This window comes from Alishewanella maricola, assembly GCF_016343785.1.
In the GTDB taxonomy this organism is placed as follows: Bacteria; Pseudomonadota; Gammaproteobacteria; order Enterobacterales; family Alteromonadaceae; genus Alishewanella; species Alishewanella maricola.
In genome coordinates this window covers 135364-148391 of record NZ_JAEINI020000002.1, presented here as the reverse complement: position 1 = coordinate 148391, position 13028 = coordinate 135364, and the positions used below count along the sequence as shown (strand labels likewise).

Genomic DNA, 13028 nt, shown 5'->3' with positions numbered 1-13028 from the left:
ACGTTTTTTCTGCAACACGCCATGAACCATCCCTGGGGCTCCTTTTCGGCCATCCATGGCCTACAACGGTTGCAGAAAAAAGTACATCCGTAACGGCTGGCTTGGTTTGTGTAGCGGCCTTGTTTTATTTTCGGCTAAAAAAGTACATCGACCATCATCTTATTGAACAAAATATTACAATCAAAGGTAATAAAATGAATCTTATAGATAAAACCATTGTGATCACGGGCGGCGCTCAAGGCCTGGGTTTAGAGATGGCGCGGATGTGTGCTAGTGAAGGGGCAAAGCTGGCGTTAATTGATATGAATGCCGAGCAATTGGCTGCCGCCAAAGCCGAACTCTCGGCACAAACCACGGTGCACGTATACCAAGCTAACGTAGCCGCAGAAGACGAAGTTGAGGCGACTTTCAGCCAAATCGACAGTGATTTTAACGGTATCGATGGTTTGATTAACAACGCCGGGATCCTGCGTGATGGATTGTTATTGAAATTCAAAGATGGCGAAATCACCAGCAAGATGCCGTTGGCACAATTTCAATCGGTTATTGATGTTAACCTGACAGGTGTATTTTTATGTGGCCGTGAAGCCGCAGCAGCGATGGTGAAGCGTGGCAACAAAGGCGTTATTATCAATATGTCGAGTGTGGCTCGTGGCGGTAACATGGGGCAAACCAACTATGCAGCATCAAAAGCCGGTGTTGTGGCAATGACCGTGACCTGGGCACGTGAATTAGGGCGTTACGGTATTCGTGTCGGCGCCATTGCCCCGGGTGTTATTCGTACGGCGATGACAGATGCCATGAAGCCAGAAGCACGTGATCGTTTAGAGAAAATGAAACCGGTTGGCCGGCTAGGTGAGGCCAGTGAAGTGGCCCATACCGCTAAGTACATTTTTGAGAATGATTTTTTTACCGGTCGTGTGGTAGAAATAGATGGTGGCATCAGTATGTAAAACGGGTTAGGCGCTTGAGCTCATGTTTGCTATTGGTGAAGCCTTGCGCTTCGCCCTAAAAGTTGTGATGTAGGCTTTAGCTGAGCTTGCGCAAAACGCTCAAGACACTATGGCCGCTTTGGCGCCTTAACCTGTGATAACCCTTATCTTTAGAGGATCTGACCGATGAAAAGCTTATTTTTTTGTTTGTTATTAGCGCTGCCTAGCGCCGTATGGGCGGATGAACAACGCGTCCTTACGAACATGTTGGACACCTTTTTAGATGGGGCGAGCCGAAATGATCCCATGATACATAATGCCTTTTGGGCAGAAGAGCTGATTTACACCAGTTCTGCGGGTACCCGTTTTGGTAAAGCGCAGTTAATGCAAGGCGTAAATAGCCGTGGCGAGATCCCTGCTGCGGAAGTGAGCATGCGTTATGGTCGTGAAGATTTGCAAATTATGCAGTATGGCGATACTGCCGTGGTGGCCTTTGTTTTAGTAGGGAAATCAGCAACAGAAACACTGCGCTTTTTAAATAGTGGTACTTTGGTCAAGCGCAACGGACAGTGGCAAGTGGTCAACTGGCAGGCCACTAAATTGAGTGAGCCGAGCATTAATTAAGAGTCAGTCAACGCTTGCTGGAAGAGATTAAGATCCGAATCTAAGGTTAAGTCGTACATTCTTTCGACAAACTCTAGTTAGGTAATCCTCTTAACGTTCACAGCTTGGAGTTACTGCTATGCCACATCATCGCCTTACCCATTTGAACCATCAAGATGTACGCATTGATGAGTTAACCGTACATTCTTATGAAATGGGTCTTTATTTGGTTGAAGCTGACTTTGACGGCCGTAAAGGCTTCATTGTTGATGAGCAAAACCAACCACAACATTTTCATAGTGTCGAACAGGTTAAAAAGTCGCTCAGCGATTGCACGGTTAAACAGGCTTGGTTAGTTCACAAATCTGCTTATGATGAAATGTGCGGTGGCCCAGAAAAAGTAGATAACACCTTGAAGCTCGCTTTGTTCGTTTAAACGTGAGCACTGTTTTTGCGAAAACGGGCGGGTCAGTTTTCTGACCCGCCCGTTTGTTGTTAGCCTGCGTGAGCTCATTCGGCTAAACAGACACTCAGAGGCAAGCTTACCAGCCAATCGCCCGATACAAACGTTGCCACATCAGCTTGTTCTGCTGCTTTAAACTCGTGGCTTTTAAGGCCACTTCTTTGGTAAGTGCTTCTTTTTGTTCAATTAATTCGGCGACGCTGCGCAGCAGGTTGTCTTCAGTCAACTCTTCGACACAAAACTTGCCCATACCAAAATCACTCATCATGGCGTGATATTTATGGCTCCAACTGGTCGCGATACAAGGCACACCTTGGCTTAGTGCATTGACTGCGCCATGAAAGCGCGAGCTGATGGCTAACTCGGCTTTTCCGATAAAGGCTTTAACGGCAAGAGGGTCTTCAATTTGTACTAAGCCACAGGGTGATAAGGCGGCAATTTCAGCACATAACTCGGCGTCTTCTTTACCTTCGTGGTTAACCAGCACAGGCTGAATGCCAAGCACTGTTAAGTAATCCGCTGCGGCAGCAAAAGCCATCACATATTGCTGGCGCATCGCTTCAGCATTGGCATGATTGTACTTTGACACGACCTTGGAGTTAGGGATCAAGGCCGCAAAAGGCATATCTAACTCAGGTAGCTCTTGATTGCCGATAGGGCTTAAGCCTACGGTGAAATCAGGGGTAAGCACGACATGCTCGGGTAACACCTCAACACAGCTTTGTAAGTGCTTTAATGACACCGGATCACGCACAAAAATCAGCCGGGCATGGTGGATAATATCGCGCATAGCTGCTTTACTTTCTTTGGAAGTAAAGGGGCCAAAGGCTTGTGGCATAAAGATAAATGGCTTGCCTGCTTGGCCAAAGCGCACTACTTCTTTTGCGGTATTTTGTAAAAAGGTCAGCGGCCATTGATCACCATAGGCAAAGCCGCTGGCTTCTAACACCAAATCGACATCGCGCTCGGTAACCATGCCATAGCGTTTAAATAAATTACGTAGTCCGCCAGGCAGCTTGCCAAGCAGACCAGTTAAATCAATGCCTTTGCGTCGAAACGCCAATTTTTGCCAAGCACCGTGGCGTGCTCGCTCGGGGTAGGGCAAATTCGGCCCGGGTGATAACACCAATTCAAAGGCTTTGTCTTTCGCTTTTAAGCCTTGCAGGCAGGCGAGCAGCATCAAATAGGCGCCTTTGTTGCGAAATTGCACGCCTTTAATTTCGATAAAATAAGGTTTAGTCATTCATTGTTCCATTATCAGTCAAGGATGCGCGTTTTACTCGTAGCAATTGCCAGAATTGCGTGCGGGTACTTTTGGCAAAAAATAAGAAGAAAAAAGAGGCGTAAGCATAAGAAATCAAGGTAGCCCAAGCTGCACCAACGATGCCGTATTGTGGGATCCACCAAAGATTTAAGCCGACATTAATCAGCGCACCCATACCATGGCTAAACAGCGATAGCGGTTCTTGCTCGGTGATCACTAAGTGTTGGCCAATCAGGTAGCGTACGAAAATAAAACAGCCGGCCCAGATATGGATGCGTAGCACAGTAACGGCATCGTTAAAGGCTTCGCCAAACAGTAATAAAATTAACCATTCGGCACAAAGTGTCATCACCAGGGCGATAGCTAAGGCTGCAGAAAAAAACATTAGCGCGAAGCGGCGCAGTTTTAATAAATAGCCGTGCCAGCCTTTTTCAAAGGCTTTTAGCATATCAGGGTAATAGCGCACCGCTAAGGTGGCAGGGAAGATATACCATAATTCAGAAAGTCGACTGGCGGCGGCATAGATACCGGCTTGCTCTGCGCCGGCGATACTGCCAAGCATCACAATATCGATTTTCAGATAAATGACCGAAACAATACCAGATAACCATAACCAGGCGGAGCGCTTGAGCAGCACTTTGGCTTGAGCGAAGCTAAAATGGCGCGGATGGTAACGCTGCCAACGCTGGGTTTCTTCTTTAAAAGGTTGGTGTTTACGTAGATATAGCAGATATTGGGTTAAGCCGACTAATAAAAACTCGATAGCCGTCATTAACAATAAGCTGGCGATGCCAAAGCCTTGCAGTAACAACAGCAGCTTAACGGCGAAACTGAGCAGCGAGATAACCGATTTAGCATAGGCTGGGCTGCGAAAGGTGCCTTGGTAATTTAGGTAAAACTCAAACAATAAAAAGCCAAAAAAGGCCTGCAGCATAAATAACAGTGGGATGGCATAGTTAAGATGACCACTAAACAGTTCTGGGTTCAGCAAATAAAACAAGCCGAGTAAAACACCACCGCCTATCAGGCCAAGTGTTAAACGAATACTCACTGCGGTATACAACATCGTCATGGCTTCTTGACCGCTTGATAGCTTGGTCATTTGCCTAACCACAAGGTTATTTAAGCCCATGCTGGTTAGGGGGACTAAAAACGCACTCCACGCCATAACGATAGAATAAATACCTAACTCGGCCGCACCGAGCATCCGTGCCACAAAGACGGTTAAGATGGCGCCAGCGGCTAATTTAACTAATTTGTCGCCGAGCATGGCGGTAGCCCGTGCCATCAATAACTTTTTAATGATCTTCATTTACGGGCTCCGGCGGCACGGCGGCGCAAGGTCGAAACAATACGCCAGACATTTTGCAGTAGCAAAATATAGCCGGCAAAGGCAGCGGCAAACAGCAGTAACATTACGGGTTCGGGCACCATTAAATACTCACCAATTACGCCAATACAAGCAAAGATACACGATAACGCGACGATTAAAGTGAGGGCTTCTCGCGAATTTAAACCTAAGCGTAATGAAATATGATGCAAATGCTCGCGATCGGCTTGAAAGGGCGATTGGCCTTTGCGAATGCGTCGTAACATAATCGCCGCCATATCCATTAGCGGAATAGCAATTAGCCATAATGCGGTAACCGGACGAAAACTGGCTGTTTCACTTTGGGTGCCAATCAGTAATAACCAAATAACAGATAAACCAATCAGCATACTGCCGGCATCGCCCATAAAGATTTTTTTACCGGGTACCAATTGTAGGTTAAAGGCTAAATAGGGCAGTAGCGCGCAAATTAAGGTTAATGGTAGCAAGGCATATTCTTGTTGGCCCCACAGCAACATAAAGCCGGCAATGACCACAAAGCTAACCAAACTGAGCATACCGGCAAGGCCGTCAATACCGTCGGTCATATTAAAGGCGTTGATCGCGGCAATAACCGCTATCAAGGTGATAGGGATGCCCAGTGGGCCTAAGGTCACTTCGCCTAAGCCGAAAATATTGCCCAAGCTATTCAGGTGTAAATCAAGCGCGAACACCATGCCAAGGCCAATGGCTAATTGCACGGCAAGGCGCAGTTTGACACTGAGATCGAGGTAATCGTCAAAGGCACCTAAGATCACCAAGGCACCGGCTAATAACAAATAATAGATAGGTTCCAGTTCAGAAGGGGCGAATAAGCCCAAGGCCACGGCTAAACCACAAAACACCGATAAACCACCAATTAGCGGAACGGCACCTTGATGCTGTTTACGACCCCGAGGAATATCCACTAAGCCTACGCGTTGTGACAGCGGGTACAATAAAATAATGGCTAACAGGCAACAGCCTAAAGCTGAACTCATTAACAGTAACTGGGATTTCATAACCGACTAATTTTTCTCAATTTTGTTAAACCGCAGAATTATTCAGCCAGGCGTCAGCTGAAACTTGTTGTAATAATAATGCTTAGTGACAGAATAAACGACTGGCTTTACGTAATAGTTAAAAATATTGTTTATTCTCGCTTGTATAACCCTGACCCCGCCCCGTTTTTTTAGCACTAAACGGTTGGCTTTAAGGAGCATTCATCGTTGTGTTAGTTGCCACTAAAAAACTGCTTGTGATCACCAATATGGGCCCGAAAGCGTCTGCGCCTTTTCAAGGCCAGTTTGTGCGAGCACAAGTAGATGAACTTGAGGCACAAGGCCATCCTTCTGCTTATCATTATATGCGCTGGCATAGTGACTCTTGGCTGAACAGGTTATTGAAATATCCGGTTTTCTTTTTGGATTTTCTGTGGCGATATATGTTGAGCCGTCAGCGTTATGACCTTATTCATGTGCACTTTTTTTATCCGACGATTTGGCTAGCATTGTTATATAGAGGCTTGCGTAATCGGCAGGTTAAGATTGTGGTGACCTGTCATGGCAGTGATATTTACCATTATCAACCGCCCGGTAAGCTTTACCGTTGGTGTGCAAAACAGGTGCAGGCTTGGATTTTTACCAGCCAAGCATTAAGTGAACAGTTTTATTTTCAAGCCAAGCCACAACGGATCTTGTCAGCGGGTATCCAGAGTCGCTATGCTGCCGCGCGTTTTCAAACGCGTACCGAAAAAGACATTGATCTGCTGTATGTCGGGGCTTTAGATCGAAATAAAGGCATGGACAGGCTATTGGCTATGTTGCCCGCGTTGAGAGAACTGCACATCGTGATTGCCGGCACCGGGCCATGGCAACGTCAGCTAGAACAGGCGGTTGCAGATTACCCCAATGTGCGTTTATTAGGTGCTCAAGATGCTGCGGCTTTAGTCAAACTTTATCAACGTGCCCGCTGTTTTATCAGCTTATCGCGTAATGAATCTTTTGGTTTAGTGATGGCAGAGGCAATGGCTTGTTATACGCCAGTGGTGGCTACCGATACGGATGGCGCTAAAGCGCAAATAACATCGGGGGTAACCGGTTATCGCGTTTCACAGCAACAAGCAGAAGCGCAACTCTGTCAGCAATTGGTTTTAGCCATAAAGGCGCTGTTAATGTTAGACGAGCCAGAATATCGTGCAATGCAGCAAGCGGGTCGCCAACAAGCAGAGCAGGTGTTGTTACCCGAAGTGATACATCAGTTAACCCAACTTTATCAGGAACTTTAGCATGAGTGGTACAGAACAGGATTTGACGGAGGCCATTGCTGAAGTCAAGGTTGGCCCGGTTAAGGTGTCAGCCTTTAAAGATATGACGCATCTGCTGCAGTTTATTTTACCTGAGCAGGGCGAGAGCTACGCCGGTTCTGCCATTGCCATTAACCCCGAAAAAGTATTAACTGCGATGGAAAATTCGGCCATTATGTCGGTTATCGAGCAAGCGGATATTCGTTATGCGGATGGTATCGGCGTGGTGAAAGTGATGCGTCGTCGGTTAGGTCGTCATGTTGAACGGATCCCTGGCTGTGAGCTTTGGCAACAACTGATGTCACGTGCGGCAAAACAACAAGTACCGGTGTTCTTAGTTGGGGCCAAGCCCGAGGTATTAACGCAAACACAAGCCAAGTTACTGGCTGAGGGTGTAAACGTGGTCGGTGCTATTGATGGCTATTTCAAAGATGAAGCCGCGCTTATCGCTGCCATTAAACACGCCGATGCGAAAATTGTCAGCGTTGCCATGGGATCGCCCAAGCAAGAGTTATTGATCCAGCGTATTCAAGCTGCCCATCCTCACTGTTTTTATATGGGAGTCGGTGGCACTTATGATGTGTATACCGGTAATGTGAAACGTGCACCGGCCTTGTGGTGTAAATTAAATTTAGAATGGGCGTATCGGTTATTAGCGCAGCCCAGTCGCATTGGCCGTCAACTTCGTTTATTCCGATACCTTTGGTGGTATGGACTGGGTAAAATTTAAGGGAAGCACCATGTCGCAATGGCCATTAATCAGTGTATATATGCCGACTTACAATCGTGCGCAGATGGCGTGTCGCGCTATCGATTCGGTGTTAGCCCAAACGTATCCTAACATCGAGCTTATTGTGGTCGATGACGCCTCCAAAGATGACACCTTTGCGGTGTTATCCGAACGTTATGCATCCGATGTACGTGTTCGAATTTTACGGCAAACCGAGGGGCAGGGGGCTTGTGCCGCGCGCAATAGAGCCATTGAAGTGGCTAACGGTGAGTTTGTCACGGGCTTGGATGACGATGACGAATTTTTACCACAGCGTCTAAGCCAACTTTATGCCGCTTATGATGATCGTTATAGCTGTGTGTGTTCGGCCTATTTGTGGGATTACGGTAGCTTTACTAAAACCCTATTTGCGCAAAGACAAACCGTGAATTTGTCCAATTTACTGGATTTACACACTTTATCGAACCAAGCCTTAGTTAAACGTGAACGCATGCTGCAATTAGGCGGTTTCGATGTTAGCTTGGCGGCGTTTCAAGATTACGATATGTGGGTGCGAGTGGTCGCGGCCTATGGCCCTGCACTGCGGTTGGCGGAAGCCAGTTATCGCGTGCATGTAGGGCATGAGCAAGGCCGTATTACCAATTCACCGAAACGCCTAGATGCTCATCAGCAGTTTGTGGCGAAGCATCGCTCTTTAATGAGTGAGCGTAACTTACAAAATCAGATGTTTTATCGGCTGACGATGCAGCATCATGTGCTGCGGTTCACAGAATTTTTAAGCCTGTGCCGATATGGCTTGGTTAAAGTGAAGTGGCGTTACTATTTAAAACATAAATTAGCCGGTTTAAGTCAATTGCGGATGCGATTGCTGAGCAAAGGCTTAAGTGGATTATTTAAAAAATAATGTCAAGCATTCGACATTACCTCAGTATCGCCACGCCGCTTGATAAGCTTCTGGTGTTGCTCGCCTCGTTGCTGGTATTTATCGATTGGGGTAATGGCCTGTTGTGGCATACCTTTGGGAGCAGTTTTGGTTTCTCGGCCAGTATTAAACTGCTGCTATTGTTGCTGTTAATTTACCGTGGTTGGCAGTTAAATCGCCAAGCCTTGCACTGGCCCTTGTCGTTAATGCTGCTGATGTTACCCGGGCCTTTATATGTTTTATGGCTAACAGGCCATCACTATGGCTTGGCCGATCTGCAATTAATCAGTAAATCAGCCGCGTTATTAGTGGCTCTTGCTTATTTTTCTGAATTGGCGCGCCAGCAACCCCAGGCTTTTTTACGCTGGCTAGACGGTGTGTTTGCTGCCAGCTTTCTGCTGTTGTTTGTTAATAGCCTGCTGGGGTTAGCCGGGTACGGTGGCACGGCCTATCAGCCGATGGATGAAGTGGCGCAGCCCTTTCTTGGCGTAAAAGGTTTCTTTATTTCAACCAATGAGTTGTCAGGTTTGTTACTGGTGCTCAGCTGTTGGTTGTTAGTTCGCAGTTGGCAAGCGCTGCGCTGGTTCTATCCCTTGCTCAGTTTGGCGGCACTGTCGATAGCCGCGTTATTGCTAACGAAAACCGGTTTGTTTGGTGTGCTGCTGTTAGTGCTACTGATCCCCATTTTATTAACGCCACGCGCTTATTTTTACGCGAAACGGCAATGGCTGTTGGGGCTAAGCGCCATCATTTTAGGTTTATTGATGCTACTGCTATGGAATTTAAGCAGTGTCCTGCAATGGGTAGGAATTTACGACAAGCTGCAATTTGCTTATCAACAGCGGGGTATTATGGGCATTATTTTGTCCTCCCGCGATTATTATTTACAGCGTAATTTCACCCTGGTCGCTGAGCGTTACCCTGAGTGGTTACAATTATTTGGTGTCGGCCAAGGTGGCTTGCGTCTGCATTTGAAAAAATACTTTATCGAATTAGATTTATTCGATCTGCTGTTGTTTTACGGTTTAGCCGGAGGCTTATTATTCGCCTTATCTTTTTGGCGCGTGTTTGGTTTAAGTGCCGGCGCCTTGAAAAAAGCTTCAGCAGCGGGGCCGGTGTTACTGTTAAATAGCCTGTTATTATTGGTCGCGTTACTCGCCGGACATGTCCTGACCTCCGGCATGTTATGGCTGCCTTGGGCGTTGATTAATGCCGCCTTACTAGCACAGCAAGCATTGCCGCGAGCCTTGGCATTAACGCTTTTACAGACCGAAACGGGAGCCGCTGATGAAAGATCTGCTTGAGCCGCTAATTTATCCGCATAATATGCTGCTGTATGGGTTGTTATTCGCTTGTATCGCCTATCGAAAAAAAGGCTTGTGGTGCTTGTTGCTATTTTATTATTTAATTGGCAATACCTTTGTGGCTAATCAGGTACGGCAATGGTATCAACAGCAAGCTGTCGTTTCAGCATCCAGTGTATTAGGGCGAACGCCTGATTTATTTGTGATGTTAGGCTGTGGTGGCTCAGCCGAGCAAATACCTGCCTGTGCAGCAGCGCGTATTCAACAATTAAACAGTGAAATTGCCCTATTACCCCAAGCTGCGCCGCTGGCCGTGGTTATCACAACCCGTTATTGCGAGCCTTATTTAGCTGCGCTACAACAGATGGTAACGCATGGCGCTATCGATTGTTTTGATGCGGGTGAAAATACTTATCAAGAGTTTCAAGCCCTTGCTAAGCGTTTAAACCCACAACACGCTATTCGCTTTATCACCAGTGATTTTCATAGCTGGCGGGTGCGACAGTTAATTAAAGAATATCAATTATCAGCCAGTGTAGGAGTGGTGCGCTCGCAAACGTTTCGCCCGGTCAATTGCAGTTTAAACTGCCTGCTGACGGTCAACTTAAGTAATTTAGATTTGTACAGTAAGCTAATGGCCGAGTTCGCCAGTTATGCAGTGTATCGCGTGGCCGGCAAAGAAGTGACTGGCGTGGTGTCTGACTAAATAACATCAGACTGAGCAAACTCTTGGCACTGGCACCAAACAGGTGGCTTACTGGCGTGGTGTCCGACTCAATAACACCAGACCAAGCAGACAACCGACACTGGCACCAAACAGGTGGGCATCGATGGCAACATCAGCGTTGATTTGTGCCGCTAGGGCTAAATCAGGCGCAGAGAATTGTTCGCTCAGGATTTTTACCAGTACACCCGCCAAAATGAGATAGCCGGTACGAAAGCCTTGTTTAATATCAATGACCGCGCCATAGCATAAAATGCCATGCAAAACGCCTGACAACCCTACGTAATACAGCATGTCGGGCGCCAGCCACCATAATCCCGCACTCGTGCCCAAGCCTAAGATCAGTAATTGCCAGCCAAAGGCTAAGCGCCCTGGTAAATGCCCATGGATCAGCATAATTAACAGCAAGCCCACCATATTCATCAGCAAATGATAGGCATTACTGTGTAATAAATGGCCGGTCAGAACACGCCATACTTCACCTTGGCCAATGGCTGGTCGGCTGTATTGCAGCAGCTCATGCCATGCTAAGGGACTAAAATGTAAAAAGAATATTAAAAAACCTAGCAAAAAATAGGGCGCATAAGATTTAATTGTTTGAGATAGCATAGTGCTGGTTGATCTTATTATAGGAACTGAGTAGGGTGTTTATGACTGTATTATAAGGAAAGTCTTGATAATGAAAAGCACTCTTATCCCACTCGTTTCGTTATTCCTAATAAGTTTTGCCCCCAGCTTATTAGCCCAAGCTACGCAGGAAACGCGTGAACCTGAAGCTACTACTGGTATTGTGCAACAACAACTTACCCGCTTTTCTACGGCAATGGTCTCTGCGGCGCATCCCTTAGCATCTGATGCGGGCGAGCGCGTGTTGCGAGCTGGCGGCAGTGCCATTGATGCGGCTATTGCCACACAGTTAGTGCTGGGTTTAGTTGAACCACAAAGCTCAGGGATCGGCGGCGGCGCTTTTATCTTACATTGGCAAGCGGATAACCAAGCCTTAACCACTTTTGACGGTCGTGAAACGGCACCTGCTGCGGCGGGCCCTTATTTATTTGCCGATCATGGCAAGGTGATGAGTTGGCGCGAAGCTTATGTTGGCGGTAAATCGGTGGGGGTGCCGGGTGTACTTAAAGCCTTAGCCGATGCCCATCAACGCTACGGCCAACTGCCTTGGGAATCGCTATTTACCGATGCCATTACCCTAGCCGAGCAGGGCTTTACCGTGAGTAGCCGCACCTCGAAGCAATTAGCGATGGGCTGGAACAGTGGTTTGAAGCAGCTGTCGCCGGCTAAAGAGTTTTTTTATCCGAATGGCAGCTCATTACTTGAAGGCGCAACGCTGAAAAACCCAGCGTATGCGGCGCTGTTACGTAACATTGCCAAAGAAGGGGTCAGTGCTTTTTATCAAGGTGAAAATGCCGAGGCGATGGTCAAAACGGTGCAACAAGCTGCGATTAACCCAGGCAGTTTGGCGTTATCTGATTTAGCCAATTATCAAGCCATTGAACGTGATGCGCTCTGTGTGGCGTATCGGGTATATCAAGTATGTGGCATGGCCCCCCCTAGCTCTGGTGGCCTTGCGGTGTTGCAAATGCTCGGTATTTTAGAGCATTTCCCACTGGCCGAGATGCAGCCCAATAGTGCCCAAGCTGTGCATGTCATTAGCCAAGCCTCTCGCCTCGCGTTTGCTGACCGCGATCTGTATGTAACGGATCCGGCTTTTGGTCATGTGCCGCTGGCCGGTTTGCTCGATCCGGCCTATTTAAAGCAACGCGCCGGCCTGATTAGTGCTCAAGATCAAATGGCCACAGCGGGTATCCCGCTGGGTGCTGAAGCACAAGCCACCTCAAAGGCAGTGGAGTTTCCGAATACCAGTCATTTTTCGGTAGTGGATGCAAAAGGTAATGCGGTGAGTATGACCACCAGCATCGAAAATGTGTTTGGCTCAGGTTTAATGGTTAATGGCTATTTGCTGAATAACCAGTTAACGGATTTTAGCTTAGCGCCTCGCGATGGTGAGCTTTGGGTAGCCAACCGTGTTGAAGGTGGCAAAAGGCCTCGCAGCTCGATGGCACCGATGATGGTATTTGATGCCGATAATAATTTACGTTTAGTGATTGGTTCGCCCGGTGGCAGCCGTATTATCAATTATGTGGCGTTAAGTATTATCGCCATATTAGATTGGGATTTAGATGTGCAGCAAGCCATCAACTTGCCTCGTTTTACCCATCGCAATGATTATTTGGCGTTAGAGCAGGGCACGCCGTTGGCTGAGTTAAAAGAGAGCTTAACCGCAATGGGTTATGATGTGCGGATCCAAGATCTCAACAGTGGTTTACACGCCATTGAAGTACAAGCAAAACAGCTCGAAGGTGCTGCAGATCCCCGCCGCGAAGGCAAGGTCAGTGGTTTTTAAGCGTTAGGTTGGAG

Annotated in this window: 13 protein-coding genes; 9 read left to right on the top strand and 4 right to left on the bottom strand. The window is 47.4% G+C overall.

Annotated elements, in window-relative coordinates:
* Nucleotides 1-194 precede the first annotated feature (194 nt).
* The 3 genes from JAO78_RS04140 to JAO78_RS04130 all read left to right on the top strand — a co-directional run bounded on the left by JAO78_RS04140 (nt 195) and on the right by JAO78_RS04130 (nt 1971).
* Nucleotides 195-953, top strand: a complete 759-nt coding sequence (locus JAO78_RS04140; protein ID WP_226750091.1) for an SDR family oxidoreductase — start codon at nt 195-197, stop codon at nt 951-953.
* Nucleotides 954-1118: 165 nt separating this feature from the next.
* Nucleotides 1119-1556, top strand: coding sequence for a nuclear transport factor 2 family protein (locus JAO78_RS04135; RefSeq protein ID WP_226750090.1), 438 nt, complete (start codon nt 1119-1121; stop codon nt 1554-1556).
* A gap of 118 nt (nt 1557-1674) precedes the next feature.
* A complete protein-coding gene (locus JAO78_RS04130; RefSeq protein WP_226750089.1) occupies nt 1675-1971 on the top strand; it encodes a DUF6482 family protein in 297 nt (98 codons plus the stop codon).
* Between the two features lie 106 nt (nt 1972-2077).
* On the opposite strand, the gene JAO78_RS04125 is transcribed toward JAO78_RS04130, so the two are convergent.
* Genes JAO78_RS04125 through wecA form a run of 3 tightly spaced genes read right to left on the bottom strand, consistent with a single transcriptional unit; the run spans nt 2078 to nt 5632 of the window.
* Nucleotides 2078-3241 carry a polysaccharide pyruvyl transferase family protein gene (locus JAO78_RS04125; protein WP_226750088.1) on the bottom strand — a complete coding sequence of 388 codons (1164 nt, stop codon included), beginning with the start codon at nt 3239-3241 and terminating at the stop codon, nt 2078-2080.
* Entirely contained in the window at nt 3234-4574 is a 1341-nt protein-coding gene (locus tag JAO78_RS04120) for a flippase (RefSeq protein WP_226750087.1), read from the bottom strand. Before JAO78_RS04120 ends, JAO78_RS04125 begins: the two co-directional genes overlap by 8 nt.
* Complete coding sequence (gene wecA / locus JAO78_RS04115) at nt 4571-5632, bottom strand: UDP-N-acetylglucosamine--undecaprenyl-phosphate N-acetylglucosaminephosphotransferase (protein ID WP_226750086.1); 1062 nt, start codon at nt 5630-5632, stop codon at nt 4571-4573. Before wecA ends, JAO78_RS04120 begins: the two co-directional genes overlap by 4 nt.
* A 209-nt stretch (nt 5633-5841) precedes the next feature.
* Between wecA and JAO78_RS04110 the strand changes: the two genes are divergently transcribed.
* The 5 genes from JAO78_RS04110 to JAO78_RS04090 are packed head-to-tail and all read left to right on the top strand — an operon-like array spanning nt 5842 to nt 10577.
* Nucleotides 5842-6897, top strand: a complete 1056-nt coding sequence (locus JAO78_RS04110) for a glycosyltransferase family 4 protein (protein ID WP_226750085.1) — start codon at nt 5842-5844, stop codon at nt 6895-6897.
* Between the two features lies 1 nt (nt 6898).
* Nucleotides 6899-7645, top strand: coding sequence for a WecB/TagA/CpsF family glycosyltransferase (locus tag JAO78_RS04105; protein ID WP_226750084.1), 747 nt, complete (start codon nt 6899-6901; stop codon nt 7643-7645).
* A 10-nt stretch (nt 7646-7655) separates the two neighbouring features.
* Nucleotides 7656-8549 carry a glycosyltransferase gene (locus JAO78_RS04100; protein ID WP_226750083.1) on the top strand — a complete coding sequence of 298 codons (894 nt, stop codon included), beginning with the start codon at nt 7656-7658 and terminating at the stop codon, nt 8547-8549.
* Nucleotides 8549-9871: a hypothetical protein gene (locus tag JAO78_RS04095; protein WP_226750082.1), complete on the top strand. Its 1323-nt coding sequence runs from the start codon at nt 8549-8551 to the stop codon at nt 9869-9871. Before JAO78_RS04100 ends, JAO78_RS04095 begins: the two co-directional genes overlap by 1 nt.
* Nucleotides 9855-10577, top strand: coding sequence for a YdcF family protein (locus JAO78_RS04090; protein WP_226750081.1), 723 nt, complete (start codon nt 9855-9857; stop codon nt 10575-10577). The genes JAO78_RS04095 and JAO78_RS04090 overlap by 17 nt, the downstream gene beginning before the upstream one ends.
* 48 nt (nt 10578-10625) lie before the next feature.
* On the opposite strand, the gene rrtA is transcribed toward JAO78_RS04090, so the two are convergent.
* Nucleotides 10626-11204: a rhombosortase gene (gene rrtA / locus JAO78_RS04085; RefSeq protein ID WP_226750080.1), complete on the bottom strand. Its 579-nt coding sequence runs from the start codon at nt 11202-11204 to the stop codon at nt 10626-10628.
* Between the two features lie 70 nt (nt 11205-11274).
* Between rrtA and ggt the strand changes: the two genes are divergently transcribed.
* On the top strand, nt 11275-13014 hold the full coding sequence (ggt, locus tag JAO78_RS04080) for a gamma-glutamyltransferase (RefSeq protein ID WP_226750079.1): 1740 nt from the start codon (nt 11275-11277) through the stop codon (nt 13012-13014).
* The last annotated feature ends 14 nt before the right edge of the window (nt 13015-13028 follow it).